The sequence below is a fragment of the Pragia fontium DSM 5563 = ATCC 49100 genome (genome assembly GCF_900112475.1).
Lineage (GTDB): Bacteria > Pseudomonadota > Gammaproteobacteria > Enterobacterales > Enterobacteriaceae > Pragia > Pragia fontium.
In genome coordinates, this window is the sequence record NZ_FOLW01000009.1 from 1 (window position 1) to 23,329 (window position 23,329).

The 23,329-nt window shown below is 49.9% G+C and carries 21 protein-coding genes and 1 pseudogene; 15 read left to right on the forward strand and 7 right to left on the reverse strand.

Annotated elements, in window-relative coordinates:
• Positions 1–271: pseudogene (locus BMZ28_RS17510) on the forward strand (hypothetical protein); the annotation flags it as partial.
• Between the two features lie 566 nt (positions 272–837).
• On the opposite strand, the gene BMZ28_RS12855 reads toward BMZ28_RS17510, so the two are convergent.
• Positions 838–2,241, reverse strand: a complete 1,404-nt coding sequence (locus tag BMZ28_RS12855; RefSeq protein WP_083399690.1) for a uracil-xanthine permease family protein — start codon at positions 2,239–2,241, stop codon at positions 838–840.
• 317 nt (positions 2,242–2,558) lie between these two features.
• Between BMZ28_RS12855 and BMZ28_RS12860 the strand changes: the two genes are divergently transcribed.
• The 14 genes from BMZ28_RS12860 to BMZ28_RS12925 all read left to right on the forward strand — a co-directional run bounded on the left by BMZ28_RS12860 (position 2,559) and on the right by BMZ28_RS12925 (position 15,672).
• Complete coding sequence (locus BMZ28_RS12860) at positions 2,559–2,873, forward strand: Rieske (2Fe-2S) protein (RefSeq protein WP_047779532.1); 315 nt, start codon at positions 2,559–2,561, stop codon at positions 2,871–2,873.
• A 2-nt stretch (positions 2,874–2,875) separates the two neighbouring features.
• Positions 2,876–3,184: a recombinase-like helix-turn-helix domain-containing protein gene (locus tag BMZ28_RS12865; RefSeq protein ID WP_047779533.1), complete on the forward strand. Its 309-nt coding sequence runs from the start codon at positions 2,876–2,878 to the stop codon at positions 3,182–3,184.
• A gap of 18 nt (positions 3,185–3,202) precedes the next feature.
• On the forward strand, positions 3,203–4,246 hold the full coding sequence (locus BMZ28_RS12870) for a Rieske 2Fe-2S domain-containing protein (RefSeq protein WP_047779534.1): 1,044 nt from the start codon (positions 3,203–3,205) through the stop codon (positions 4,244–4,246).
• A complete protein-coding gene (locus BMZ28_RS12875) occupies positions 4,243–4,998 on the forward strand; it encodes an SDR family oxidoreductase (RefSeq protein WP_074823753.1) in 756 nt (251 codons plus the stop codon). The genes BMZ28_RS12870 and BMZ28_RS12875 overlap by 4 nt, the downstream gene beginning before the upstream one ends.
• A 42-nt stretch (positions 4,999–5,040) precedes the next feature.
• Positions 5,041–5,826, forward strand: a complete 786-nt coding sequence (locus tag BMZ28_RS12880) for an IclR family transcriptional regulator (RefSeq protein ID WP_047779536.1) — start codon at positions 5,041–5,043, stop codon at positions 5,824–5,826.
• Between the two features lie 56 nt (positions 5,827–5,882).
• A complete protein-coding gene (locus tag BMZ28_RS12885; RefSeq protein ID WP_074823756.1) occupies positions 5,883–6,827 on the forward strand; it encodes a VOC family protein in 945 nt (314 codons plus the stop codon).
• Positions 6,824–8,056, forward strand: a complete 1,233-nt coding sequence (locus BMZ28_RS12890; protein ID WP_074823759.1) for an NAD(P)/FAD-dependent oxidoreductase — start codon at positions 6,824–6,826, stop codon at positions 8,054–8,056. Before BMZ28_RS12885 ends, BMZ28_RS12890 begins: the two co-directional genes overlap by 4 nt.
• Positions 8,057–8,177: 121 nt before the next feature.
• Positions 8,178–9,389: an MFS transporter gene (locus BMZ28_RS12895; RefSeq protein WP_428480390.1), complete on the forward strand. Its 1,212-nt coding sequence runs from the start codon at positions 8,178–8,180 to the stop codon at positions 9,387–9,389.
• Between the two features lie 90 nt (positions 9,390–9,479).
• Complete coding sequence (locus tag BMZ28_RS12900; RefSeq protein ID WP_373876087.1) at positions 9,480–9,956, forward strand: cupin domain-containing protein; 477 nt, start codon at positions 9,480–9,482, stop codon at positions 9,954–9,956.
• Between the two features lie 42 nt (positions 9,957–9,998).
• Positions 9,999–10,853 carry an alpha/beta fold hydrolase gene (locus BMZ28_RS12905; protein WP_136655882.1) on the forward strand — a complete coding sequence of 285 codons (855 nt, stop codon included), beginning with the start codon at positions 9,999–10,001 and terminating at the stop codon, positions 10,851–10,853.
• On the forward strand, positions 10,850–11,644 hold the full coding sequence (locus tag BMZ28_RS12910; RefSeq protein WP_074823766.1) for an SDR family oxidoreductase: 795 nt from the start codon (positions 10,850–10,852) through the stop codon (positions 11,642–11,644). Before BMZ28_RS12905 ends, BMZ28_RS12910 begins: the two co-directional genes overlap by 4 nt.
• Before the next feature lie 30 nt (positions 11,645–11,674).
• A complete protein-coding gene (locus BMZ28_RS12915; RefSeq protein WP_074823769.1) occupies positions 11,675–12,469 on the forward strand; it encodes an aspartate dehydrogenase in 795 nt (264 codons plus the stop codon).
• 16 nt (positions 12,470–12,485) lie between these two features.
• Positions 12,486–13,955 (forward strand): aldehyde dehydrogenase, encoded by a 1,470-nt coding sequence (locus tag BMZ28_RS12920; RefSeq protein ID WP_047779543.1) that lies wholly within the window; start codon positions 12,486–12,488, stop codon positions 13,953–13,955.
• A gap of 79 nt (positions 13,956–14,034) precedes the next feature.
• Positions 14,035–15,672, forward strand: a complete 1,638-nt coding sequence (locus BMZ28_RS12925; RefSeq protein ID WP_074823772.1) for a thiamine pyrophosphate-binding protein — start codon at positions 14,035–14,037, stop codon at positions 15,670–15,672.
• A gap of 239 nt (positions 15,673–15,911) precedes the next feature.
• Here the strand turns inward: BMZ28_RS12925 and BMZ28_RS12930 are convergent, their stop codons facing one another.
• The 6 genes from BMZ28_RS12930 to gmk all read right to left on the reverse strand — a co-directional run bounded on the left by BMZ28_RS12930 (position 15,912) and on the right by gmk (position 23,156).
• Positions 15,912–16,214 carry an HNH endonuclease gene (locus BMZ28_RS12930; RefSeq protein ID WP_074823774.1) on the reverse strand — a complete coding sequence of 101 codons (303 nt, stop codon included), beginning with the start codon at positions 16,212–16,214 and terminating at the stop codon, positions 15,912–15,914.
• A 1,061-nt stretch (positions 16,215–17,275) separates the two neighbouring features.
• Positions 17,276–19,357: an ATP-dependent DNA helicase RecG gene (gene recG / locus BMZ28_RS12935; RefSeq protein WP_074823777.1), complete on the reverse strand. Its 2,082-nt coding sequence runs from the start codon at positions 19,355–19,357 to the stop codon at positions 17,276–17,278.
• Position 19,358: 1 nt separating this feature from the next.
• Positions 19,359–20,066 carry a tRNA (guanosine(18)-2'-O)-methyltransferase TrmH gene (gene trmH / locus BMZ28_RS12940; RefSeq protein ID WP_074823780.1) on the reverse strand — a complete coding sequence of 236 codons (708 nt, stop codon included), beginning with the start codon at positions 20,064–20,066 and terminating at the stop codon, positions 19,359–19,361.
• Positions 20,067–20,071: 5 nt separating this feature from the next.
• Positions 20,072–22,183, reverse strand: a complete 2,112-nt coding sequence (spoT, locus tag BMZ28_RS12945; RefSeq protein ID WP_074823943.1) for a bifunctional GTP diphosphokinase/guanosine-3',5'-bis pyrophosphate 3'-pyrophosphohydrolase — start codon at positions 22,181–22,183, stop codon at positions 20,072–20,074.
• A gap of 19 nt (positions 22,184–22,202) precedes the next feature.
• Positions 22,203–22,478: a DNA-directed RNA polymerase subunit omega gene (rpoZ, locus tag BMZ28_RS12950; RefSeq protein WP_047779547.1), complete on the reverse strand. Its 276-nt coding sequence runs from the start codon at positions 22,476–22,478 to the stop codon at positions 22,203–22,205.
• Between the two features lie 54 nt (positions 22,479–22,532).
• Positions 22,533–23,156: a guanylate kinase gene (gene gmk / locus BMZ28_RS12955; RefSeq protein ID WP_047779548.1), complete on the reverse strand. Its 624-nt coding sequence runs from the start codon at positions 23,154–23,156 to the stop codon at positions 22,533–22,535.
• Positions 23,157–23,329: the final 173 nt, after the last annotated feature.

Sequence of the window (23,329 nt, forward strand, 5' to 3'; positions counted from 1 at the left end):
CTTATCACTGGAGGTACCAATCTCGCGTTATCAAATCAGTCAGCGTGCTTATCCTGAGACATTGCCTGCAATAGAATATGATGAAGGGCTGGTGGTGAGAAAGGTTCAAATGAATGGACACATCTGTCTCTATGGTAAGAGATATTTGGTCAGCAATGCATTCTGGGGATATCCGGTCCTGGTAAAAGAAACCGCTGATGAGTATGAAAGAGATATCTATTTTACTCACCAGCGTATTGCCAAAATTGACTTACGTAGGCCATTGGATTAGAAATAATGTGTAACCCATGTCTCCGAACACCTGTTACCTATGTCTATAATCCATACACGAACGCCCCCTACACCCCCCGCCTTACGCACCGGAATTTAGGTCGCTGCGCGACTACCCTCCTCTCTCAATAAGGTTTAACGCACCGGCGTAGACCCGCTCCCGGCGGCGCTACGCCTCTCACCGCATCCTTGCGGTTCGTGCTACCTTATTTCCATCGTCGGCTAAATTCAGTGCTCATATGAAAAGATAGGATCAACTGCCATCATGATTTTGACTTTCCCATGTCCTTTAAAACGAGCGCTGAAACCCGCTAACGACTGAACGAGGGTAGCATGAGCAGCAGGGATGCTGCGAAAGGGATAGCGCCGTCGGGAGCGGGTCTATCCCGCTGCGTAAGCCCGAATGAAGGAGGAAGGTAGTCGGCCAACGGCGACCTGAATTCCTGCGCGAAGGCGTGGGATTGTAAAGGGCGTACGTCTCAACGTCCTCTACTCGCCGCGTGCACAATGCTCAAATTATACGGTGAACTAGTGGCGGCGAAACCACCACCAATCCAATTTTAAATATTACTTCTCGTGCGGAAACACCAAATTCAACACAATAGCGGTAATCCCGCCGGCGGCGATACCTGAAGAAAGCAGGGTTTTTAACCACTCAGGGGCAAACTGTAAAATCTGTGGTTGTTGGGAAACACCAAGGCCAACTGCCAAAGACAGCGCCATAATCATGATGGCTCGGCGATTTAGGGTTTCACGAGAAACGATACGCACGCCGGAAGCGGCAATCGTACCAAACATCACAATAGTTGCACCGCCCAGCACCGGTTCAGGGATACTGAGCACAAAGCTACTGACTACCGGGAACAGACCCAATACCACCAGCATCAATGCAACAACATAACCCACATAGCGGCTGGCTACGCCCGTTAGCTGAATAACGCCGTTATTTTGCCCGAAGCAGGAGTTAGGGAAGGTATTAAATACCGCAGACAGCATGGAGTTCAGACCGTTAGCCAGCACGCCACCTTTCAGGCGTTTCATATAGACTGGCCCAGCCACAGGCTGCTCAGATACGTCAGACGTGGCGGTAATATCACCGATGGTTTCCAGCGAGGTAATCATAAACACCAGCATCAGAGGGATCAGCAATGTCCAGTCAATCCCCAGACCATAATAGAGAGGGGTTGGTATCATGATCAGTTCGTTATCGACCTTGGCCGGTTCCGGCAGCATATCTAACGCCCAGGCCAGAAAATAACCGATAGCCATAGCAATCACCAGAGATGAAACTCGTAGGTAAGGATTACGTTGGCGGTTAAGTAGAATAATGGTTGCCAGCACAACTCCAGCCAATAGCAGGTTGCTCGGTGAGCCAAAGGTATTATTGGTTTCAGACATGGCGCTGTAGCCACCACCAATTGAAATTAGCCCAACCTGAATCAGCGACAGACCAATAATCATCACCACAATGCCGGAAACCAGCGGAGTGATGACCCGTTGTGCCAGATGTAGAACCCGCGACAGAAAGATTTCCGTACAGGATGCCAGCATTAGCGTACCAAACAACGTAGCCATCATGGTTGGCACATCGGCCCCGCCGTTCTTGAGTGCAGTACCGCCCATAATCAGCGGTGCAACAAAGTTAAAGCTAGTGCCCTGAATCGACAAAAGTCCGGAGCCAACCGGCCCCCAGGTACGAATTTGCAGTAGCGATGCCAGACCGGAAGCAAACAGCGACATGCTAATCACATGTTGGGTATCTTGGGCTGGTAGGCCGAGCGCCTGACAAATTAGCATTGCCGGGGTGATAACGGCCACGAACATGGCCAACAGATGCTGTAACGCAGCAAATAGGGTTTGTGGTAGCGGAGGGCGATCTTCAAGATGATAAATCAGTTCACTGCTGGATTTTTTATCGCCGATTTTGGGGGTACTGACCGCATCAGAAGCGGGATGTGAGCTGCTAGCCATAATTAAAATACAAAACCTCTAAAGCCACAAAGAGCGCATTTTAATGATATTTCTCTCGATAGCAATCGTTTGCTTGTTTTATTTTTTTCTACTCCTGCCGATTTATAGCTGAAATCAACCGCTAGCGTATTTACGCGGTTTGTCCGTTTTCTTTTCTCCTCATTCTGTGATCTGTTGCTCAAATGTAATCATAATTTTGCAGTTGTTACGATTCAGTTAAATTTGAGCTTGACGAATTATTAACCACTCCTATAGTTTGAGTATTAAATAAGAAACAGAGTTTCGTATATGAAACAACTTATTAGAGGAATTGAGCAATGAGTTGGATAGATGTATGTGAACCGTCTCAGGTTAAAGAAGATTTCCCGTTTTCCGCAAAGATCGATGACAAAGAAATCGGTGTTTATTTGGTCGATGGCGAATATTACGCGCTGGAAGATGTTTGCCCTCACGCCTATGCCTTATTGAGTCAGGGATTTGTTGAAGATGGGTTGGTTGAATGCCCGTTACACGCCGCGGTTTTTAACATTAAAACCGGTCGCTGCGAAGGTGGACCCGGGCAGGATATCCATAAATATCCCGTGCGCATATTTGAAAACAAGATCCAAATAACTTTTCTCTCGGAGGAATAAGTATGGAACAGATTAAGGACTTCAACCCCTCGCTCCCGGATACCAAGCAAGTCATTCCTACTAAAGAAGGCGGCAACGGACAGATTCATGTGCCGGGCCGATATCAAAACGTTATTTGGCAAAACCGTTCACGGGTGCCGGATAACTTTGAAATAGCGTTAGTTGCTGCATTAGAAGAGATATTCGATCGAGGGACTGAAGAGCTTGGGCAGATTATTGCTCAGCTTAACGAACGACGCCTGTTCGATCGCAGCGGTGATGTATGGACAGAAAAAACGTTCTGTCATTTTCTTAAGGTAAACGGTTTCTGATCGGAGCGAGGATAAATAATGACTGACAATACTCAAGACTCAGCTAAGCAGATACAAAATTATTTAGATCGGGGCGTCCGGGGCGTTTGGTATCCGGTTCTCGCCAGTTGGGAAGTGGCCAGCAATCCGGTTGGCATCACCCGTTTGGAACAACAAATTGTGTTATGGCGTGACGCTAAGGGCGAAATTAACGCGCTGGAAGATCGCTGTCCCCACCGTGGCGCTCGCCTCTCAATGGGGTGGAATTTGGGCGATCGTATCGCTTGTTGGTATCACGGTGTCGAGGTTGGCGGTGATGGCGAAGTAAAAGATGTACCGGCTATCGATCGTTGTCCGTTGGTGGGGCAAAAATGCCTGAAAAGTTACCCGGCCAAAGAAGCCTATGGCGCGATTTTTCTTTATTTCGCGGTAGCAGACGAAGCGCCACCAGAATTGACGTTTCCTAAAGAACTGGCCGACGCCGAGTCCTATAGCAATTTCTTGTGTACTGCCAGTTGGAACTGTAACTACCAGTACGCATTAGAAAACGTCATGGATCCTATGCATGGCACTTACCTGCACTCCTCATCCCACTCAATGGCTGAGGGTGATCGCAAAGCCGATATGGTTCTTGAGCCAACGGACAGCGGTTTTATCTTTAAAAAGAGCGGGCAGAGCGGTGTGAATTTCGACTGGGTAGAGTTTGCCGAAACGGGATCTTTCTGGATGCGTCTTTCTATTCCTTATAAGCGTCGTTTTGGACCGGGCGGTCACTTCTGGATTATCGGTATGGTGGTTCCGGAAGATAAAGATCACTGTCGCGTCTTTTTCTGGCGTATTCGTCAGGTTAAAGACTGGCAGCGTGACATCTGGCGCTTTATGTACCGTAACCGTCTGGAGCAACTGCATTGGGACGTACTGGAACAAGATCGCATCGTCTTAGAGAACATGGCACCCAATGCCCGCGATCAGGAATACCTCTATCAGCACGATGTTGGCGTTTCCCGCTTGCGTCGTATCTTACAAAGGCAGGCCAAAAAGCACCTGGATATTCTGACCAAAGCTACAGAGGCCTCAGCATGAATACGCTATTGAAAGGTCAGCGAGTGGTGGTCACCGGTGCTGCCCGTGGGTTAGGAAAAAGCTTTGCCGCCTCCATTGCTCAGGCCGGTGCCAGCGTGGTGATGTGTGACGTACTTGAACAGGAACTGATGGCAAGTGCCGACGAGCTGAAACAAACCGGAGCAACGGTAGAGGCGCTGACCATCGACTTGTCATCACCAACATCCATTGAACATACCTTCAAGCAAATAGCTAAAGGTGGCTCGATTGATGGACTGGTGAATAACGCGGCAATGGCTACCGGCGTGGGTGGCAAGACCATGATGGAGTATGACATTGACCTTTGGGATCGGGTGATGTCGGTTAACGTACGCGGAACATGGTTGGTCAGTCAGGCTGCCGTGCCGCTGCTGAAACCGAACGGCCACGGCAAAATCGTTAATGTGGCTTCAGATACTGCTCTTTGGGGCGCTCCACGTCTGATGGCTTACGTCGCCAGTAAGGGCGCGATTATCTCGATGACCCGTTCAATGGCGCGTGAACTGGGCGTTGACGGAATTTGTGTCAATGCCATTGCGCCGGGACTAACTCGAGTGGAAGCCACGGAATATGTACCAGCGGAGCGCCATCAGTTGTATGAGCAAGGCCGTGCTTTGCCTGGTGCTCAACATCCGGATGACGTGACCGGCAGCGTGTTATATCTGCTGTCACCGCTGGCTAACTTCGTTACCGGACAGCTGATTCCGATTAACGGTGGCTTTGTTTTTAACTAATAGACGGTCCCGATACCAACAACACCCCCGGAGGGTTAGACGATGCCAAGCGATCAAGAAAGTAAATATTTGGTGCCCGGACTGGTGAAGGGGTTGGAAGTTTTGTTGGTATTGGGTCAACAGAACAAAGAACTAACTTTTACGGAATTGCACCGGTTGGCAAAAATGCCAAAGGCAACGGCTTACCGTGCAGTTCAGACGCTGGAGCATATGGGATTCATCATCCGTAACTCCCGTACCAATACTTTTTCTATTGGTAGCAAAGTGCTATTGCTCGGTTTTCAGTATATCGCCTCTCTGGACGTGGCCCAGATTGGTCAGCCGATTATCGAAAAGCTGCGGGATACCAGTCTCTGCAATAGCCATCTGGCGATTCGTGACGGTCTGGACGTGATCTATATTGCTCGGGTGAGTTCACCGACATCACAGATTAACCACGTCACGGTGGGAACCCGGCTGCCGGTTCATCGTACGTCTCTTGGCCGGATGCTGTTAACCAGCAGTACCCGGGAGGAGTTCGAACAGCTTTTTCCACATAGCGCATTACCCGATAACTCACCGGGCTCACCGAGCGATCGCGAACAACTATGGCAAATGATCCAACAGGATAAAGCCCGCGGCTATGTTATTGGCGAGTCCTATTTCAGATATGGCATCTCCTCCATTGTTTATCCGGTATTCAATCATGAAAAACGGGTCAAAGCGGTGGTCAGCATTATGGTGCCTTCCCATGAAATACCTAAAGGCGATCGTCAGCGTTTACAGGATGTCGTCCGTGAGGCCGCCGAGGAAATGTCCGATTTGTTAGGGGCGCTGCCCGCACGTTAATACCAGAGCGAAGCACCGAGGTATTGGTTACTACTTAATTCTTGTGAGGCAAAATAATGAGCGTAATTGGCATAGAAAAGATGGAGTTTGGCGTAGAAGATCTGTCAACCTGTGAAAAATTCATGACTGATTTTGGTCTGACACCCGCCGGGCAGGATAGCCTTCATCATACCCGCACCTTTAACACTCTCAGCGGAGCAAACGTGGTGCTCCATCCTCACGATAGCGCTGAATTACCCGCGGCTTTTGAAAGTGGCTCGACGCTGCGTCGTATGACTTGGGGCGTAAAGTCAAAGGTTGAACTGGCGGAACTGCGTCAAAAACTGGCGGGCACGCCCGGATTTAAAGCTATCAGCGATGGTGAAATTGAATGCCGGGATCCTAATGGCATGACGCTGCGCTTTATTGAACAACAGCAGAAGAAAGTGGTTTTACCGATCTCGCCGATAAATCAGTGGGGAGATGTCCGTCGGGTCGATGAGGCCAGTCCGGTCTACGACAAGGCAAGCCCGATTAATATCGGTCACGTAGTATTTTTTGTGCAGGAACTGGAAGCCACCGAGCGCTTCTATTGTGAGGTGCTAGGATTTCAAGTTTCTGACCGCTATACCGGCCGGGCAGTATTTCTGCGGGCTGAGGTTCGCGGGGTGCATCACAATTTGTTTCTACTGAAAATTCCTAATCGCAAGCCGGGCCTCAACCACGTCGCGTTTACCGTACGTGATATTCATGAGGTGATTGGCGGTGGTCTGGCAATGAACCGTCACCATTGGAGCACGTTTATTGGCCCGGGTCGCCACCCGATCTCTTCCGCCTATTTCTGGTACGTCAATAGTCCAACCGGCGGTGCATTTGAGTATTACACCAATGATGATTATCTGACTGAAAACTGGCGACCGCGTGAAATGGAACATTCGGTTACCACTTTTACTGAATGGGCAGTTGAAGGCGGAATTGATTATGACACCCGGCGCCAGATTAAAAAGTCGGAGACAGTATGAGCCAGAATCAGAATCAACAAAATGATGCCGGCATTGTCATCATCGGCGGTGGACAGGCCGGTGGATGGGCAGCCAAAACCCTGAGGGATAGTGGCTATAACGGTAAATTATCGGTGATCAGCGATGAACCTCACGACTTTTATGAGCGGCCACCGCTGTCTAAAGCGGTATTGCTTGATCAGGACGGCCAGCTTGGTCTGACTCGTCTGTTCACTGAAGAGGCAGTGGCGGCGCTGGATATTGATTGGCACCGTCCGCTTAGAGCCGAAGCTATTTTGCCAGCAGACAAAACGGTCGTGCTGAATAACGGTGAAACGCTGCCGTATCGTCAACTATTGATTGCCACCGGGGGGCGTCCGCGTCGTCCTGAAGGCTTATGGCAAAGCCACCCTAAAGTTTTAACGCTGCGTTCGTGGAACGATGCGGTTCAGTTAAGAACCCAGTTGGCACAGGCTAAAACGCTGGCAATCGTGGGTGGTGGATGGATAGGTCTGGAAATCGCTGCCTCAGCGCGCAAGATGGGCGTTGCCGTCACAGTATTCGAACGCCAGAGCGCTTTGTGCTTGCGCAGTATCGGTGCTGAAGTATCTCAGGCTTTACTTGAGTTACATCAGAATCAGGGCGTCGAGGTGATCTGTGGCTGCGGTGAGATAACGTTGAATGATGATAACGGACGCCCGCAGCTGAAAAGCGAACTGACCGAAAGCCAAACTTTCGATCTGGTAGTGGTCGGCATTGGCGTGATACTCAATCTGGAGCTGGCCGAGCAGGCCGGGCTGACAGTACGCAACGGTGGCATTGTAGTGGACGATCAGGGCCGCACCAGCGATCCATCGATCTTTGCCGTGGGCGATGTGGCGTTACATTCACAGCTAGGCGTTTGTTTACAGTCCTGGGCTTATGCTCAGAATCAAGCGGTGACAACCGCCCGTAGCATGCTTGATGCCGGTCAACCGGGTTATCAGGAAGACGCATGGCTATGGTCAGATCAATATTCAGAGAATATTCAGATATTGGGTATTCCTGCCAGCGGTTCACATTGCATTACCCGAGAAGATGACCACTCGAAGGTCTACTTTTACCTTAATGCTGACAACCAATTGGTACAGATGGTGGCCTTTAATGACGCCCGTACCATTAAGCTGGGTAAGCGTTGGTTAGCCGCTCAAAGGGTACTTGACCCGGCGCAGTTATCCGATCCCTCTTTTTCATTGATGGCGCTGAAATAGCGGGCTTTGGCTCCGGCTATTTTCGGGTAACGCTCCGGCATAGGGTATCACTATGACAACGCAACAGATTGAAACTGCAAACTCACAGGCTTATATCCCAGCTGCTTCGGTAGAGGATGAGATGCCGGTTCGCTGGTCGATTCCACTGGCACTGTTTGCCTGCGTACTGCTGGCTTTTTTCGACAAGATCAGCATTGCTGCACTATTTTCAGACACGCAATTTCAGCAAGCATTAGGCCTGTCGTTCGATCCAACGCTGTTAGGCTTATTAATGACCGCCTTCCTGCTTTCGTACGGTGTCTCATCCATTTTCTTAAGCAGCATTGGCGATTTTATTGAACCTAAAAAACTGCTGATATGGATGATGTGCATATGGTCGGTGCTGATGTTTTGTATGGGGTTTGCTAACTCTTACAACAGCATGATGGTTCTCCGAATCATGCTGGGTATTGCGGAAGGCCCACTGTTTTCGCTGGCTTTTGCCATCGTGCGGCACTCCTTTCCTCAGCGGCTACAGGCCAGAGCGACCATGCTGTGGCTGTTAGGGACGCCGATTGGTGCGGCGATAGGTTTTCCTGCGACGCTGTTTATTCTGCATCACTTCGGTTGGAGCTGGACCTTCTTCGCCATGTCGGCGCTGACCATTCCAGTGATTTTCTTCGTCATCTATGGCTTGCGCCATGTCAATGTAACGCCGGCGCTCAAAGCGGCTCAGTTAGCCAAGTCAACGCCGGCTAATCCGGTGCTGACTCGCAAGCAGGAGCGTAAAGAGCTGTATAGAAGCTGGCAGTTTTGGCTGATCTGTATTTTTAACATCGCTTTTCTGACTTACCTGTGGGGCATCAATGGCTGGCTACCAAGCTACCTGATTAAGGGCAAAGGCATTGATTTGCAACAGGCTGGTTACCTCTCTTCCTTGCCGTTTATTGCCATGCTGCTGGGGGAAGGTATTGGTGCCTATGTATCAGACCGTTTAGACCGCCGGGCCATGTCATGTTTTATCTCGCTGCTCGGTGCCAGTGCCGGCCTATCGATGGTGCTCTACGTTCAGGGAACCTATCCGGTGATCGCGGCCATGGCATTCAGCACGTTTATGTGGGGTATCGGTGCACCTAACGTCTTTGCTCTGTTGGCCAAAGTCACCAGTAGTCGGGTGAGTGCCACTGCCGGCGGCATTTTCAACGGCCTGGGTAACTTTGCTGGTGCTTTAGCGCCGGTCGTCATGGGCGTCCTGATTGCCGCATCAGGCAATATGGACGTTGGTTTACTGTTTTTAGTAATCGTCGCTGTTACCGGGTGTGTGGTTCTGCTACCGCTGGTGAAGCGCTATTGATCGATTAAATAGACCTGAGGAAGGAGTTATACCATGTCACAAGCTCAAGTTTCACCAAACAACAATGGCATTAAACCTGAAGGCATTTCGATGGCAGATTGGCTGGAATCACGGATTGCCCGTTTTGAAGGTCGTAAGTATGACTGGGATGCGCTGAAGTTTCAGGCTGATTTTGACCCTAAATACCGTCGAGCCCAAATGCGCTATATCGGTACCGGCGCCACTGGCGTTGCCAACGATGTAAATACCGTACCGGCGGAGAATTTCACTTTTTCTACCATGGTGCTACCGGCTAAGTGTGAGGGCCCACTGCATCTACATTCTGACGTGGAAGAAGTGTTCTTTATGCTTAAAGGCTGCATCACGTTATTTATCCGCGACGGCGATCAGGAACATCAAACCATTCTGCGCGAACGGGATCTGATTTCAGTACCGGCCGGAATCTACCGTGGCCTGTTAAATCACGGTGAAGAGGAAGCGCTAATGTGCGTCATGTTGGGCACGCCAAAACCGGCTATCCCGACTTATCCATCAGATCACCCGCTGTCTAAAGTGAAGCGTGGCTAACCCTCAGCTTAACCATATAAAGGAACCGTTATGAATGCCGTGATGTTATCTGATGAGCATACCCGTCCCGTAGAACAATGCGCCGAGTTATCCGGTCATCGTCTGAGTTGGAGAACCGCCGGAACGGGGCAGCCGGTGATACTGCTTCACGGCATCAGTTCCGGTTCTCTGTCATGGGGTAAGCAACTGACCTGTAGCAAACTGACTCAACACAGTCATTTGTTAGCCTGGGATGCGCCGGGGTATGGCAACAGTGAGCGTTTAGAGGCCAGTGAGCCAACTGCGGCGCTTTATGCTGACCGGTTAATGCAGTTGATTGACCAGCAACAGCTGGAACGTCCAGTGCTGGTCGGCCATTCGTTAGGGGCGCTGATCGCCAGCGCGTTTGCTGCGAAGTATCCGCAACATTTATCTGGATTGGTTTTAGCTAATCCGGCACAGGGATACGCCAGCGCACCGTATGAAAAACGGCAGCAGATGTTCACACAGCGGAAAACCATGATTGATACTCTGGGCGTCGATGGCTATGCCGAACAGCGTGGTGCGGCGTTACTTCGCCCTGGTGCATCACCAGAAGACATTCAGCGAGTGCAGCAAAATATGCGTCGCCTACATCCTGAGGGGTTTCTGCAAGCCGCATGGATGCTGGCCAACGATGATATTTACGTTTATCTGGAGCGCTATAGCGGATCGGTTGAGGTGTGGTGCGGAGATTGCGACACCATTACGCCGCCAGCGGGTGCCGAAGCGCTGGCACAGCGGATCGGTGCCGCTTACCGGTCGATCGCCGATGCCGGTCATGCCAGCTATATCGATGCACCAGAACAATTTAATCAACTGTTAAGCCAGTTTGTCGCCCTTCAGGGGGCATCAGCGAAAGGCGAGGCTGCGATATGAATTTACAGATTGAAGGACGAGTCGCGGTAGTGACCGGTGGTTCATCAGGTATTGGTTTTGAAACGCTGCGTTTACTGTTGGCTGAAGGGGCTAATGTGGCGTTTTGCGGACGCAGTGCCGAGAAGTTGTCCGCCGCTGAAGCCACGCTGAAACAGGATTTTCCGTCAGAACGGATACTGGCTCACCGCTGCGACGTGCTGAAACCTGAGCAGGTCGCTGATTTTGCCCGTGAGGTTGAACAGCGGTTTGGGGCGGTAGATATGTTAATTAATAATGCCGGTCAGGGATTTGTCGCCCATTTTGATGAAACCCCTCAGGAGGCTTGGTTAAACGAAGCCCAACTGAAACTGTTCGGCGTTATCAATCCGCTTCAGGCTTTTTTACCGATGTTGGAGCGCTCGGATATTGCCTCTGTTACCTGCGTTAACTCACTGCTGGCGCTACAGCCTGAAGAACATATGATCGCCACTTCTGCTGCCCGCGCTGCGCTGCTCAATATGACGCTAACGCTGTCAAAACAGCTGATTGATAAAGGTATCCGGGTGAACTCCATTTTGCTAGGTATGGTGGAATCCGGCCAGTGGCGTCGCCGCTTTGCTGAGCGCAGCGATACCAGCCAAAGTTGGGAGCAGTGGACCGGTGCGATTGCTGAGCACCGCGGCATTCCAATGAAGCGTTTGGGTAAACCGCAGGAACCGGCTCAAGCGCTACTGTTTTTAGCTTCGCCGTTGGCATCATTTACTACCGGCGCAGCACTGGACGTTTCTGGCGGCTTTAACCGCCATCTGTAATGGTTTTAGGTTCGACAAGAGAAGAAGAACATGAAAAAAATTATGATGATCGGTTTTGGTGCAATGGCGAAGGAAGTGATCAAACGGTTACCTGAAGGCGTTTCCGTCGGCTGGGTCGTGGCGCGACCGCCACATCATCAAGATATTCAGCAGACGCTGGGTAACGAGGTTCAGGCGATTGAACATCCATCGCTTGCTCAGGGGAGTCCAGATTTAGTGCTGGAATGTGCCAGTCAGAAAGCGGTGCATGAATTTGGGGAATGGGTTTTAAATCGCGGTTGGAAGCTGGCGTTGATATCCACCGGCGCGTTAGCGGATGAATCATTGTTCAGTCGTTTACAGCAGGCGGAGCGCACCCATCAGGGTGAACTGATTGTCCTCTCTGGGGCGGTCGCCGGTATGGATGGATTGGCCTCAGCCCGAGAAGGAGGGCTGGACAGCGTGACTTATACCTCGAATAAAAGCCCAGCCAGTTGGCGCGGCAGCCCGGCTGAGAAGCTGGTGGATTTAAACAACATTACTCAACCGGTGGTCTTTTTCGAAGGCTCCGCCCGGGATGCAGCGCAGCAGTTTCCGGCCAATGCCAATGTGGCTGCTACCGTTGCCCTGATGGGAATTGGTATGGATAACACCACGGTTAAACTGCGGGTTGACCCTAATACCAGCCGCAATACTCACACTATTCATGCGGCGGGAACCTTCGGCGAGTTTCATATTGAATTGAATGGCAATCCTCTGCCGACTAATCCTAAAACTTCAACCTTAGCTGCGCTGAGTGCGGTGCAGGTATGTCGTCGCTTAGTTGACGGCGGCTTAGTGGCTTAATTTGCGGGAGCACCTGATGGATACGTTAAAAATCTATTTTGCCGGTCAGTGGCGTGAAGGGCGTGGAGAAGAGCTGGTTTCTTATTACCCTGCCGATGGTAGCGTCAATGCGCGTATGCATGCTGCTAGTCTGGAAGATGTTGAGGAAGCAGTAGAAGCTGCCGAACGCGCATGGCGCGCACCCAGCTGGCGCGGCCTTATGCCTCATCAACGGGCAGCGATTCTTTATCGGGTCAGTGAATTAATTCTTGAGCGTCATGAAGAACTGGCTCAGCTACAGACGCGTGATAACGGTAAACCGTTAGCCGAAACCCGTGGTTTGGTGGCTAGCGCCGCGGCAACCGCGCGCTATTTTGCGGCGGCTTGTGAAGTGCTGGAAGGAGAACTGCCAACCCAGCGTAATGCCGATGCGATGACCATCAGCACTTATGAACCTCTGGGCGTGATAGCGGCAATTACTCCATGGAACTCTCCGATTGCCAGTGAGATGCAGAAAATCGCCCCGGCTCTGGCGGCTGGTAATTCGGTGATTCTTAAACCCGCCGAAGCGACACCGCTCACTGCGCTTAAACTGGCGGAACTGTTTGAAGAAGCCGGTTTACCGCCGGGCGTTTTCAGCGTACTGCCCGGTAAAGGATCGGTGATTGGGGAAGCGTTGGCACGCCATCGCCATACCAGAAAAATTTCATTTACCGGTGGAACAACTACCGGTAAGCATCTGGCGCATATCGCTGCGGATAAGCTGATTGCCACCTCTTTAGAACTGGGCGGTAAATCACCGACTATTGTGCTGGACGATGCGGATCTTGAGCAGGCGGCCAGAGGCATCACCTACGGTATTTTTAGCTCTGCCGGGCAAGCCTGTATTGCCGGAGCCCGGTTGTTTATTCACTCCTCTCTCTATCAGCCGCTGCTGGCGCGAATCGTGGAACTGACCAAAGGATTACGGATTGGTCTACCGACTGAGCCAGGTATCCATATGGGGCCCTTGATCAACAATAAACATCGCGATTCAGTGCAGCAGTACGTTGAGCTGGCGAAGTCTGAAGGCGGTCGGGTGATTGTGGGGGGCACCGCGCCATCCGATCCGGCGCTGGCGAAGGGCAGTTATTTTCTGCCAACCATTATTGAAGGTCTGTCTAATCAGGCTGAGGTGTGTCAGGAAGAGATTTTTGGTCCGGTATTGGTGGTACTGCCTTTTGATAATGAAGAGGATTTAGTCGCTCAGGCGAATGACTCGATTTATGGCTTAGCCGCGGGTATCTGGAGTGGTGACTTCTGTCGTTCCATGGCGCTGGCATCACGTCTGGAGACTGGAACCGTGTGGATGAATACCTACAAAGTTTTCTCTATCTCAACGCCGTTCGGTGGTTTTAAGCAGAGTGGCCTTGGGCGAGAGAAGGGGCTGAACGGAATTAAAGCCTATATGCAACAAAAGAGCCTGTATCTCGCCCTGAATCACAATCCTAACCTGTGGAGTGATTAGTCAGTTGGCTACATTGATGACGTTATCCAGTGAAGAAAATTCACTGGATATAACCAAATTTAGATAAATAAGGCAGATCATGAGCGATAAAATAACGGTTGGCGAGGCGATAGCCCGCACTCTGGAGCAATATAAGGTATCGGCCATTTATGGCATTATCTCGATTCACAATCTGCCCATTGCCGATGCGATTGGCCAACGTAATCAGATTCATTTTGTTCCGGCTCGGGGAGAGGCGGGAGCCGTGACCATGGCCGATGCCCATAGTCGTTTTGCTGGTCTGGGCGTGACGTTAACCAGTACCGGTGCCGGTGCAGGAAATGCGGTTGGTTCGATGATTGAAGCCCTGAACGCCGGTTCGCCGATGTTGCATATTACCGGTCAGGTCGAAAAAGCCTATTTGGATGCCGATGCCGGATTTATTCATGAAACCAAAGATCAGTTAGGATTTTTGCGGGCCTGTTCTAAGCGGGCATACCGGGTGAATTCCCCTGAGCAGGCGATTCCGATTTTACATCGGGCCATTCAGGAAGCGCAGACGCCACCTTGTGGACCGGTTGCCATCGAGATCCCCATCGATATTCAAAACACATTAGTTCCGCTTTCGGTGTTGAGTAATACCGTTGAACCTGCCGTTTATCCGGTGGTGGCAGACCAAGTGATTGAAAAATTGTATCAGCGTTTATCTGCGGCCAAACGTCCAACCATGTGGATTGGCGGTGGAGCCTTGGCATGCAGCAAAGCGGTGCGCCAACTGGCGGATGCCGGGGTGGCGGTGATATCCAGTACCCACGGTCGGGGAATTTTACCGGACAGCCATCCGCGTAGCCTGCGGGCTTTCCATAACTCCCCGTCGATTGAAGCCATCCTTGAGCAAAGTGATTTGATGCTGGTGGTTGGTTCTCGTTTACGCAGCAATGAAACCCGTACCTGGTCTTTAAAACTGCCGCATCCGCTGATTCAGATTGATATCGATCCGTCGGCCATTAACCGTAACTATGTGGCGGATGAAGTGGTTATCGGCGACAGTCAGGATATCTTGCAGGCACTGGCGGATAAGTTTTCCGGTAGCAAAAAGTCGGATCCCCTGTGGGATGTCCAGATTGCCGAGGCAGTAAAACAGGCCGATGCTGGTTTACGTCAGCAATCCGGCAAATATGCCGGATTAAATGATGCGCTGGAGAAAGCGTTACCGGCTAACGGGCTGTTTGTACGGGACATCACCGTATCTGGCAGCGTTTGGGGTAGCCGCTTGTTCCGTGCTCATGCTCCACTGGAGAATATTCACTCGCTGGCCGGTGCCATTGGTTTGGGGCTGGCGATGTCTATCGGCACTGCGGTGGCGAATCCCAAACGTAAGGTGGTGGGACTGGTCGGCGACGGCGGTTTGGCCTTAGGTATTGGTGAACTGGCCACCATGGCACAGGAAAAGCTAAACCTGACGTTGTTGGTGATGAATGACGGTGGTTACGGGGTTATGCGCGGGATTCAGGATAAATACTTTGACGGCCGACAGTATTATAACCAGCTCCACACGCCATCATTTACCATGGTGGCTGAAGCGATGGGGCTGAAGTCATGGCTTATCGACAGCGCCGATCGTTTTGAAAGCGTATTGGCCGAAGCGATTAGCTATCCGGGGCCATCGGTAGTGGAAGTGGATATGAAGAGCATCGGCACGTTAACGTTTGCCGGGCCACCGCAGAAGTTGTATTGATGGTAAGCAGGGCTGAGGGAATCGTATCTTTCAGCCCTTTTAGTTTAGCAATTAGTTAGCTGGTTCGATGAACCCATGCATTTGTCATCTATTAGGAAGTAAGAGTTGTAACCAATCAAAAGGCAGATTTTGTATCTGCCTTTTGATTAAGGACACACTAGCGTATTTCGTAGGTGGTTTATTATTTTTTGATATTTTCGGCAAAGATTCGTGAATAATAACTTTATGCCCTGATAGCTTTAATACCATTTTCCTTGTTTAATACGTCTCTGAACTTTTTCTTTATATTTATCTGGAGGTAGAATTTTTTTTGCTTTGTGGCGCGTGTGGTTACAGAACTGACAGGCTGCAACAATATTTGAAGCAATATCTCTACCTTTCTTGCTCTTGGGAATTAAATGTTCAGCAGTGCATTGTTGTAATCGGTTCATTTTAGAGGGTTGTGAAATAGAATATTCCCACATCACAGTATTGCAATAATAACAACGAAACGATTGTTTAATCGCTGCTTTAACTCTGAGTTTTACGTATTTTGATGGCATGGATAAATTCCTGACATTTATTAATGTGAGTAGGAATAGTCCATCGAGATAATAAATAGGAAACGACAGACTATTATCATAGTCCCGTTCCAATATTGTAATTATTGAGATGATTAACATAAACGGGGACTGAGATAGACGTATAACCTATTCAGCCACTACACTTCATTAGCCAGTAATAAAAGCAAAATTATCATTCCATAATGATATATAACAGTCAATATATTTTTATTGGATTCATTCTTAACCTCCACTGAGGTTAGTAAATTTACGGGCTTAATACACATGTTGAAATTTATTAGTGATAATGAAGATTTATATTAACTTGCTGTTTTTATTATAAGTATTAGTTTAAATGATAGGGGGTTTTATTTTAAAGAGTTATTGCTAACCATGGTTGTATTGATTTTTGGTTCGATATTAATTAACTACTTCGTCAGAAGTGAATATGTGTCTTAGTATGGATGTTACTCATGGAGGGGAAGTATTGTTTATGAAAGTTGGATACCAGATTATAGTGTATGGTCATGTAACTGAACATCGATATGTGTATAAAAATGGAAAGATAATAATTATAGATTGGGAGCTTTAAAAGGAATTTGAAATAATGACAGGTTTTTATTTTTCTTTCTAGAAATGGTACAACGTTATTGTTTTTGTGGTTGGGCTAGATTTTTTGTTGCCTTATAAGTATTGATAGAGCAATTTCTTGATTATATCGACCATACTAGCCATCACCGTATTCAGTGGTGTCTGGGAGAGTCGCCTATTCCACGTTCATACATTGCTGGAAAATATCCACTCACTGGCCGAAGAGAGTCGCTCTCAGAGATTGTAGGTATAGAAGTGGATATGAAGAGCATCGGCACGTTAACGTTTGCCGGACCACCGCAGAAGTTGTATTGATGGTAAGCAGGGCTGAGAGGAGGATGTTTCTCAGCTTTTTCCTTTCTTCCGAGCTCTCGTTGAAAAATGGGAGCTCGTCATTGACCTTAGTTTTGCTCTTCTGGTCAGAACATAGAAATCGTGCAAGCGTAAAGCAACCGAGCGTCTATCCCTCATCAAGCGTGAGTATATCTGGAACTCTCCGGTAACCAGCGCTCAATTAACGCGCGCGCCAGCTCTGGGTGGCGTTGGTGGATATAGCGTGCAGTGCGTTGAACTTCGGGGATCATGCTTTGATCGCGCAGTAAATCAGCGACTTTAAACTCGGTGATACCGGTCTGGCGTGTGCCCAGTAATTCACCTGGGCCGCGAATCTCTAAATCTTTTTGGGCAATAACAAAGCCGTCATTGCTATCACGCAGTACCTGTAGGCGTTTTTGCGCCGTTTTACTCAGCGGTGCTTTATACAACAATACGCAGTGCGAAGCCACGGCGCCTCGCCCGACCCGACCGCGCAACTGGTGAAGTTGCGCTAACCCCAGACGTTCCGGGTTTTCAATAATCATCAGGCTGGCATTAGGGACGTCAACGCCTACTTCAATTACCGTGGTGGCAACCAATAGCTGGATATCGCCCTGCTTGAAGGACTGCATGATGTCCTGTTTTTCCTGCGCTTTCATTCGACCGTGAACCAGACCGATTTTCAGTTCCGGCAGGGCGATTTTTAGCTCTTCAGTGGTGGCTTCTGCGGCTTGAGCTTCCAATACTTCAGATTCTTCAATCAGGGTACAGACCCAGTAGGCTTGACGATTTTCCTGCTTACAGGCATCGCGCACCCGATTAATAATGTCGTTACGCCGTGAATCTGCGATGGCAACAGTGGTTACCGGTGTGCGGCCCGGAGGCAGTTCATCAATAACGGAGGTATCCATATCGGCGTAGGCGGTCATGGCCAGCGTACGCGGTATCGGTGTCGCCGTCATGACCAACTGATGAGGGTGGAATCCCTGTTCTTGGCCTTTTTCCCACAGCGCTAGCCGTTGATGAACACCAAAGCGGTGTTGTTCATCGATAATCACCAATGCTAAACCGGAAAATTTAACCTGTTCCTGAAAAATGGCATGGGTACCGACCACCATAGAAACTTCGCCGGATGCAACGGCGGCCATCTGTTCCTGACGGGCTTTACCTTTCTGTTTGCCGGCAAGCCAGCCAATTTTAATACCGAGCGGTTCAAACCACTGGCGGAAATTGTTGGCGTGTTGCTCGGCCAGCAACTCAGTTGGCGCCATTAACGCCACCTGTTTGCCATTTTCAATCGCAATTAATGCAGCCAGCGCGGCAACTAGCGTTTTGCCTGACCCTACATCGCCCTGAACCAGACGCATCATGGGAATATTTTTTGCCATATCCTGTTCGATATCGCCGACCACCCGAGTTTGGGCTCCGGTGGGTTTAAACGGCAGATTGGACAACATTTGCCCCTTCAGGGTGCCATTGTCTTTCAACGGCCAGGCGTTATAGCTCTGCGCTCCGGCGCGGGCGGACAGCATGCTTAAATTATGGGCCAGCAGTTCTTCGAGAATCAGCCGACGTTGGGCAGGGTGTCGCCCCTGCTCCAGATCGGCTAACTGAGTATCTGGTGGCGGTCGATGCAGCGTTTTGAGCGCCTGCGGCAAGCTGATGAGGTTACCGCTGAGTTCTACGGGCAATAATTCGCTGATAGCACAGGTATCCAGTAGCTTAAGCGCTTGGTCGGTAAGCTTACGTAGGGTCGCCTGCCGTATGCCTTCCGTGGTGGAATAAACCGGGGTCAGGGTTTCTTCCAACCGAATGGCGCTGTGATCCCCTTGAATTTGGTATTCCGGATGGATAATTTCAGCGTTATGGGTTCCGCGTTTGACTTCGCCATAGGCCTTTACCCGTTTACCGGCAGACAGGCTGTTTTTCATGGCCGCATTAAAATTAAAGAAGCGCAGGGTCAGCACCCCGGTACCATCGGTAATCTGGCAGGTTAGCATTCTGCGGCGGCCAAAAGCGATATCACTGCGGATCACTTCACCTTCAACGGTGACGTGCAGGCCGGGCAGGAGATCGCCAATAGGATAAAGTTTGGTGCGATCTTCGTAACGCAGCGGGAGGTGAAACAGCAGGTCCTGAATATTATTCAGGCCTATTTTAGCCAGTTTAGCCGCTTGACTGGCGCCGACTCCCGAAAGAGTATTCAGCGAAACGGCATCCAGCAGGCGACCTTTCATCTTAGACCACGCTACTCTTTGGTTTCAGAGCCTGCATGGCTGTCCACCAAGCGTCATCGGCAACAATTTCACCGTTATCGTCAATATGTGGGCGCGGTAGGTTTTTACGTTGAGCAACGTTAGCCAGTACCGGGTAACCGCCTTCAAACAGAAAGCGCTGCTGCTCTTCATAACTTAGTGGACTGGCTTCTCGCTGATACATGCCCGCGGCCTGACGTTGACGCTGAGCTTCATACAGAATCAGCGCTGAGGCAACGGACACATTTAAAGATTGCACCATACCGATCATCGGAATAATGATATCGCTGTCGGCCAGCGCCAGCGCTTCTGGTGTGATACCGGTTTTTTCCTGACCGAGCAAAATGCAGGTTGGCTTGGTGTAGTCTATTTCCCTAAAATCCACCGCTTTTTCTGACAGATTGGTTGCCAGAATTTGCATACCTTGCTGTTTCATATGACTGACGGCGGAGTGGATATTTTGATGAGTTTTGACCTGCACCCAACTGTTGCTGCCGGCGGCGCTGGCGACTTGAGTGCGCATGCGCTCATGAGGCCAAACGGCGTGCACTTCATGAACGCCAACGGCGTCCGCGGTGCGAATAATGGCAGAAACGTTGTGAGGCTTGTGTACTTGCTCAAGACAGACCGTTAAATCCAGCTGTCTTGTGGCAAGCATATGGCGTATCCGGGCGTAACGTTCGGGCGACATAAGAATTAATTTCGGTTGCGGGTGACTTTAATCACATCCGGCATAATGCGAATTTTGCGCATTATATTAGCCAGATGAACGCGGTTGTGCGTGGTTAGGCGAATATAGGCGATATAAACCCGGCCATCTTTCTCTTCCGTATTCAGGCTTTGAATATTGGATTTGGCTGAGTTAATTTCCGCGGTCAAATTGGCCAGAACACCCTGATGGTTAAACATCTCGACTTTAATTTCCGCGATAAACTCTTGCTCGGTATCCTCGGCCCATTCTACCGCCATGAATTTTTCAGGTTCTTTCTGATAACCGCGAATATTGCGACAGGACTCATGGTGGATAACTAAACCTTTACCCGGACTAACGTGAGCAATGATCGGGTCACCGGGAATCGGACGGCAGCATTTGGCGAAGGTCAGTAAAATACCATCGGCTCCGCGAATGGCGAGCTTACGGCCATTAACCGCCGGTTCTTCATCGGGGTTACTGTCATCACTGAGTAAGTTTTTGGCAATCATAACGCTCATGACATTGCCTAAACCGACTTCTGCCAGTAAATCTTCGAGGGTAGCCAGCTTCAGACGCTTCAATTCACGGCTAAGATTCTTCGCATCGATATCCGTTACTTTACGACCCTGCCCAAGGGCATGGTTAAGCAGGCGGCGACCTAAACCGATAGAATCATCGCGCTTAAGGTTTTTCAGCATTTGACGGATTTTGGTGCGCGCTTTAGAACTGACCACAAAGTTTAACCAGGCCGCGTTTGGACGCGCGCCCGGTGCGGTAATAATTTCCACCGTCTGTCCGTTATGCAACTCTTGCGACAGAGGGTAAGGCTGGCGATCGACGCGAGCACCGACGCAGGCATGACCAATATCAGTATGCACCGCATAGGCGAAATCCACCGGCGTAGCACCGGCCTGCAGTTCTACGATACGGCCTTTTGGCGTAAAGACATAGATTTCATCAGGAAACAGGTCGGATTTAACGCTTTCGATAAATTCAAATGAACTACCGGCGCTCTGCTGGAGTTCAAGCAGGCTTTGCATCCAACGCTGGGCGCGGATTTGTGCGGCAGTGCCGGACTCGCCCTGCTCTTTATAAGCCCAGTGTGCTGCTACCCCCATTTCGGCCATTTGATCCATGTCTTCAGTACGGATCTGAACTTCAACCGGTACACCGTGTGGGCCAATCAGTGAAGTATGCAACGACTGATAGCCGTTGGCTTTAGGGATAGCAATGTAATCTTTTACTCTACCCGGACGAGGTTTATACAGGCTGTGAGCCTGCCCCAATGCGCGATAGCAGGTATCCACTTCACTGACGATGATGCGAAACGCATAGATGTCCATGATGGAGTGAAAGCGCTGCTCTTTGTGGTGCATTTTCCGGTAGATGGAATAGAGGTGTTTTTCGCGACCGCTGACTCGACAGGGAATACCTGCTTCTTTCAAGCGACCGTCAATTTCCGACAAAATCTTCTGAATCATTTCCTTACGGTTACCGCGGGCGGCTTTAACCACCTCTTTCAGGACGCGATAACGGTTAGGATAAAGGGCTTCAAAACCCAGCTCTTCCAACTCGATCTTTAGGTGATGAATTCCTAAACGGTGGGCGAGTGGACTGTAGATTTCCAGCGTTTCTCGGGCGATGCGTCGGCGTTTGTCCGGGCGTAGTGCACCCAGCGTACGCATATTATGGGTACGGTCCGCCAGCTTGATCAGAATGACGCGGATATCCTGCACCATTGCCATGATCATTTTGCGGAAGTTTTCTGCCTGAGCCTCTTTTTTGTCACGGAACTTAAGCTTATCCAGTTTGGATACGCCGTCGACCAGTTCAGCAACACTCTTGCCAAAACGCTGTTCTACATCCTGATAGGTCACCGAGGTGTCTTCGATAACGTCATGCAGCAGGGCTGCGGTGAGCGTTTCGTAGTCCAGCCGCATGCCTGCCAGAATGCAGGCCACAGCAACAGGATGAGTGATGTAAGGTTCACCACTGGAACGGGATTGCCCTTCATGAGCATCGCGAGCAACAACGTATGCCTGTTTGAGGCACTCAATTTGCTCATCCGGCAAGTATTGTTTAGCCAGTATGTTAAGGCTTTCAAACAGGTACAAGGTAATATTCAGCCCTGAATTAACGGCGACCTTCAGCAATCGCGGTGACGGCTTGCATTTCTGCGGCATCCTGCTCTTGCTGTTCTTGACGGGCGTGTGAGTCGAGGATCTGAGCGTTGATCAGACCTTCTTCAATTTCACGCAGCGCAATAACGGTATACTTGTCGTTCTCTTCCGGAACGAGAGGGTCTTTACCCTGAATTTGAATTTGACGAGCTCGGCGAGCCGCGACCAAAACCAGGTCAAAGCGGTTACCAATTTTTTCTACAGCGTCTTGTACGGTTACGCGTGCCATAAGAGTGCAACTCCACAGATAAAGAAAGGACTGGGCATGATACTTAAACTGGCCTCAGTCTGCCAATAATTTGCTGATTAAAGCTTCATTTCGCAGTTTTTGACGGTCTAAACGCAAACGTTCGCTACGAATAATTGCTTTTAGATCGTGCAGTGCTAAATCAAAGTCGTCATTAATAATCAGATAATCATATTCATCATAGTGTGAAATTTCCTGTACCGCTTCATCCATGCGGCCAGCGATAACTTCATCACTATCTTGTCCACGACCTTGCAGGCGGCGAACTAACTCATCTTTCGATGGGGGTAAAATAAAAATACTGCGGCTTTGCGGCATTTTTTCACGAATCTGGCGGGCTCCTTGCCAGTCGATATCAAGAAAAACGTCAATACCTTGCGAAAGTACCCGCTCGATTTTAGGGCGGGATGTACCGTAATAGTTACCAAAAACTTCGGCGTATTCTAAAAAGGTATCGACTTCGATCAAACGCTTAAACTCATCAACCGAGACGTAATAATAGTGTTCTCCTTCAACCTCCCCCGGGCGTTGAGCTCTGGTGGTATGGGAGATGGATACCTGCATGTCGTAAGCCGGCTGCGTTTTCAGTAAGGCCTGAATAAGACTGGACTTTCCGGCGCCGCTGGGTGCAGAAATAATATAAAGTGTACCTTTAACCATTGTTATGTCTGTTTGCTGTCGTTGAATTATCAGAAAAGAAGAAGCGTATAGAATTCCTTGCATAGTATACACTGCTGCGCCTCAGCGTACATCCTCGTCACACGATAACGGATCATTTTTATTTCAATCGCGACAGATTTTTATTCTGTCGATCCCTCTCACGAAATTTATTG

What these genes read in the sequence shown, in the direction of transcription:
- BMZ28_RS12855 (WP_083399690.1), bottom strand. Translation starts at nt 2,241, where the DNA reads ATGGCTAGCAGCTCACATCCCGCTTCTGATGCGGTCAGTACCCCCAAA.
- BMZ28_RS12860 (WP_047779532.1), top strand. Translation starts at nt 2,559, where the DNA reads ATGAGTTGGATAGATGTATGTGAACCGTCTCAGGTTAAAGAAGATTTC.
- BMZ28_RS12865 (WP_047779533.1), top strand. Translation starts at nt 2,876, where the DNA reads ATGGAACAGATTAAGGACTTCAACCCCTCGCTCCCGGATACCAAGCAA.
- BMZ28_RS12870 (WP_047779534.1), top strand. Translation starts at nt 3,203, where the DNA reads ATGACTGACAATACTCAAGACTCAGCTAAGCAGATACAAAATTATTTA.
- BMZ28_RS12875 (WP_074823753.1), top strand. Translation starts at nt 4,243, where the DNA reads ATGAATACGCTATTGAAAGGTCAGCGAGTGGTGGTCACCGGTGCTGCC.
- BMZ28_RS12880 (WP_047779536.1), top strand. Translation starts at nt 5,041, where the DNA reads ATGCCAAGCGATCAAGAAAGTAAATATTTGGTGCCCGGACTGGTGAAG.
- BMZ28_RS12885 (WP_074823756.1), top strand. Translation starts at nt 5,883, where the DNA reads ATGAGCGTAATTGGCATAGAAAAGATGGAGTTTGGCGTAGAAGATCTG.
- BMZ28_RS12890 (WP_074823759.1), top strand. Translation starts at nt 6,824, where the DNA reads ATGAGCCAGAATCAGAATCAACAAAATGATGCCGGCATTGTCATCATC.
- BMZ28_RS12895 (WP_428480390.1), top strand. Translation starts at nt 8,178, where the DNA reads ATGCCGGTTCGCTGGTCGATTCCACTGGCACTGTTTGCCTGCGTACTG.
- BMZ28_RS12900 (WP_373876087.1), top strand. Translation starts at nt 9,480, where the DNA reads ATGGCAGATTGGCTGGAATCACGGATTGCCCGTTTTGAAGGTCGTAAG.
- BMZ28_RS12905 (WP_136655882.1), top strand. Translation starts at nt 9,999, where the DNA reads ATGTTATCTGATGAGCATACCCGTCCCGTAGAACAATGCGCCGAGTTA.
- BMZ28_RS12910 (WP_074823766.1), top strand. Translation starts at nt 10,850, where the DNA reads ATGAATTTACAGATTGAAGGACGAGTCGCGGTAGTGACCGGTGGTTCA.
- BMZ28_RS12915 (WP_074823769.1), top strand. Translation starts at nt 11,675, where the DNA reads ATGAAAAAAATTATGATGATCGGTTTTGGTGCAATGGCGAAGGAAGTG.
- BMZ28_RS12920 (WP_047779543.1), top strand. Translation starts at nt 12,486, where the DNA reads ATGGATACGTTAAAAATCTATTTTGCCGGTCAGTGGCGTGAAGGGCGT.
- BMZ28_RS12925 (WP_074823772.1), top strand. Translation starts at nt 14,035, where the DNA reads ATGAGCGATAAAATAACGGTTGGCGAGGCGATAGCCCGCACTCTGGAG.
- BMZ28_RS12930 (WP_074823774.1), bottom strand. Translation starts at nt 16,214, where the DNA reads ATGCCATCAAAATACGTAAAACTCAGAGTTAAAGCAGCGATTAAACAA.
- recG (WP_074823777.1), bottom strand. Translation starts at nt 19,357, where the DNA reads ATGAAAGGTCGCCTGCTGGATGCCGTTTCGCTGAATACTCTTTCGGGA.
- trmH (WP_074823780.1), bottom strand. Translation starts at nt 20,066, where the DNA reads ATGTCGCCCGAACGTTACGCCCGGATACGCCATATGCTTGCCACAAGA.
- rpoZ (WP_047779547.1), bottom strand. Translation starts at nt 22,478, where the DNA reads ATGGCACGCGTAACCGTACAAGACGCTGTAGAAAAAATTGGTAACCGC.
- gmk (WP_047779548.1), bottom strand. Translation starts at nt 23,156, where the DNA reads ATGGTTAAAGGTACACTTTATATTATTTCTGCACCCAGCGGCGCCGGA.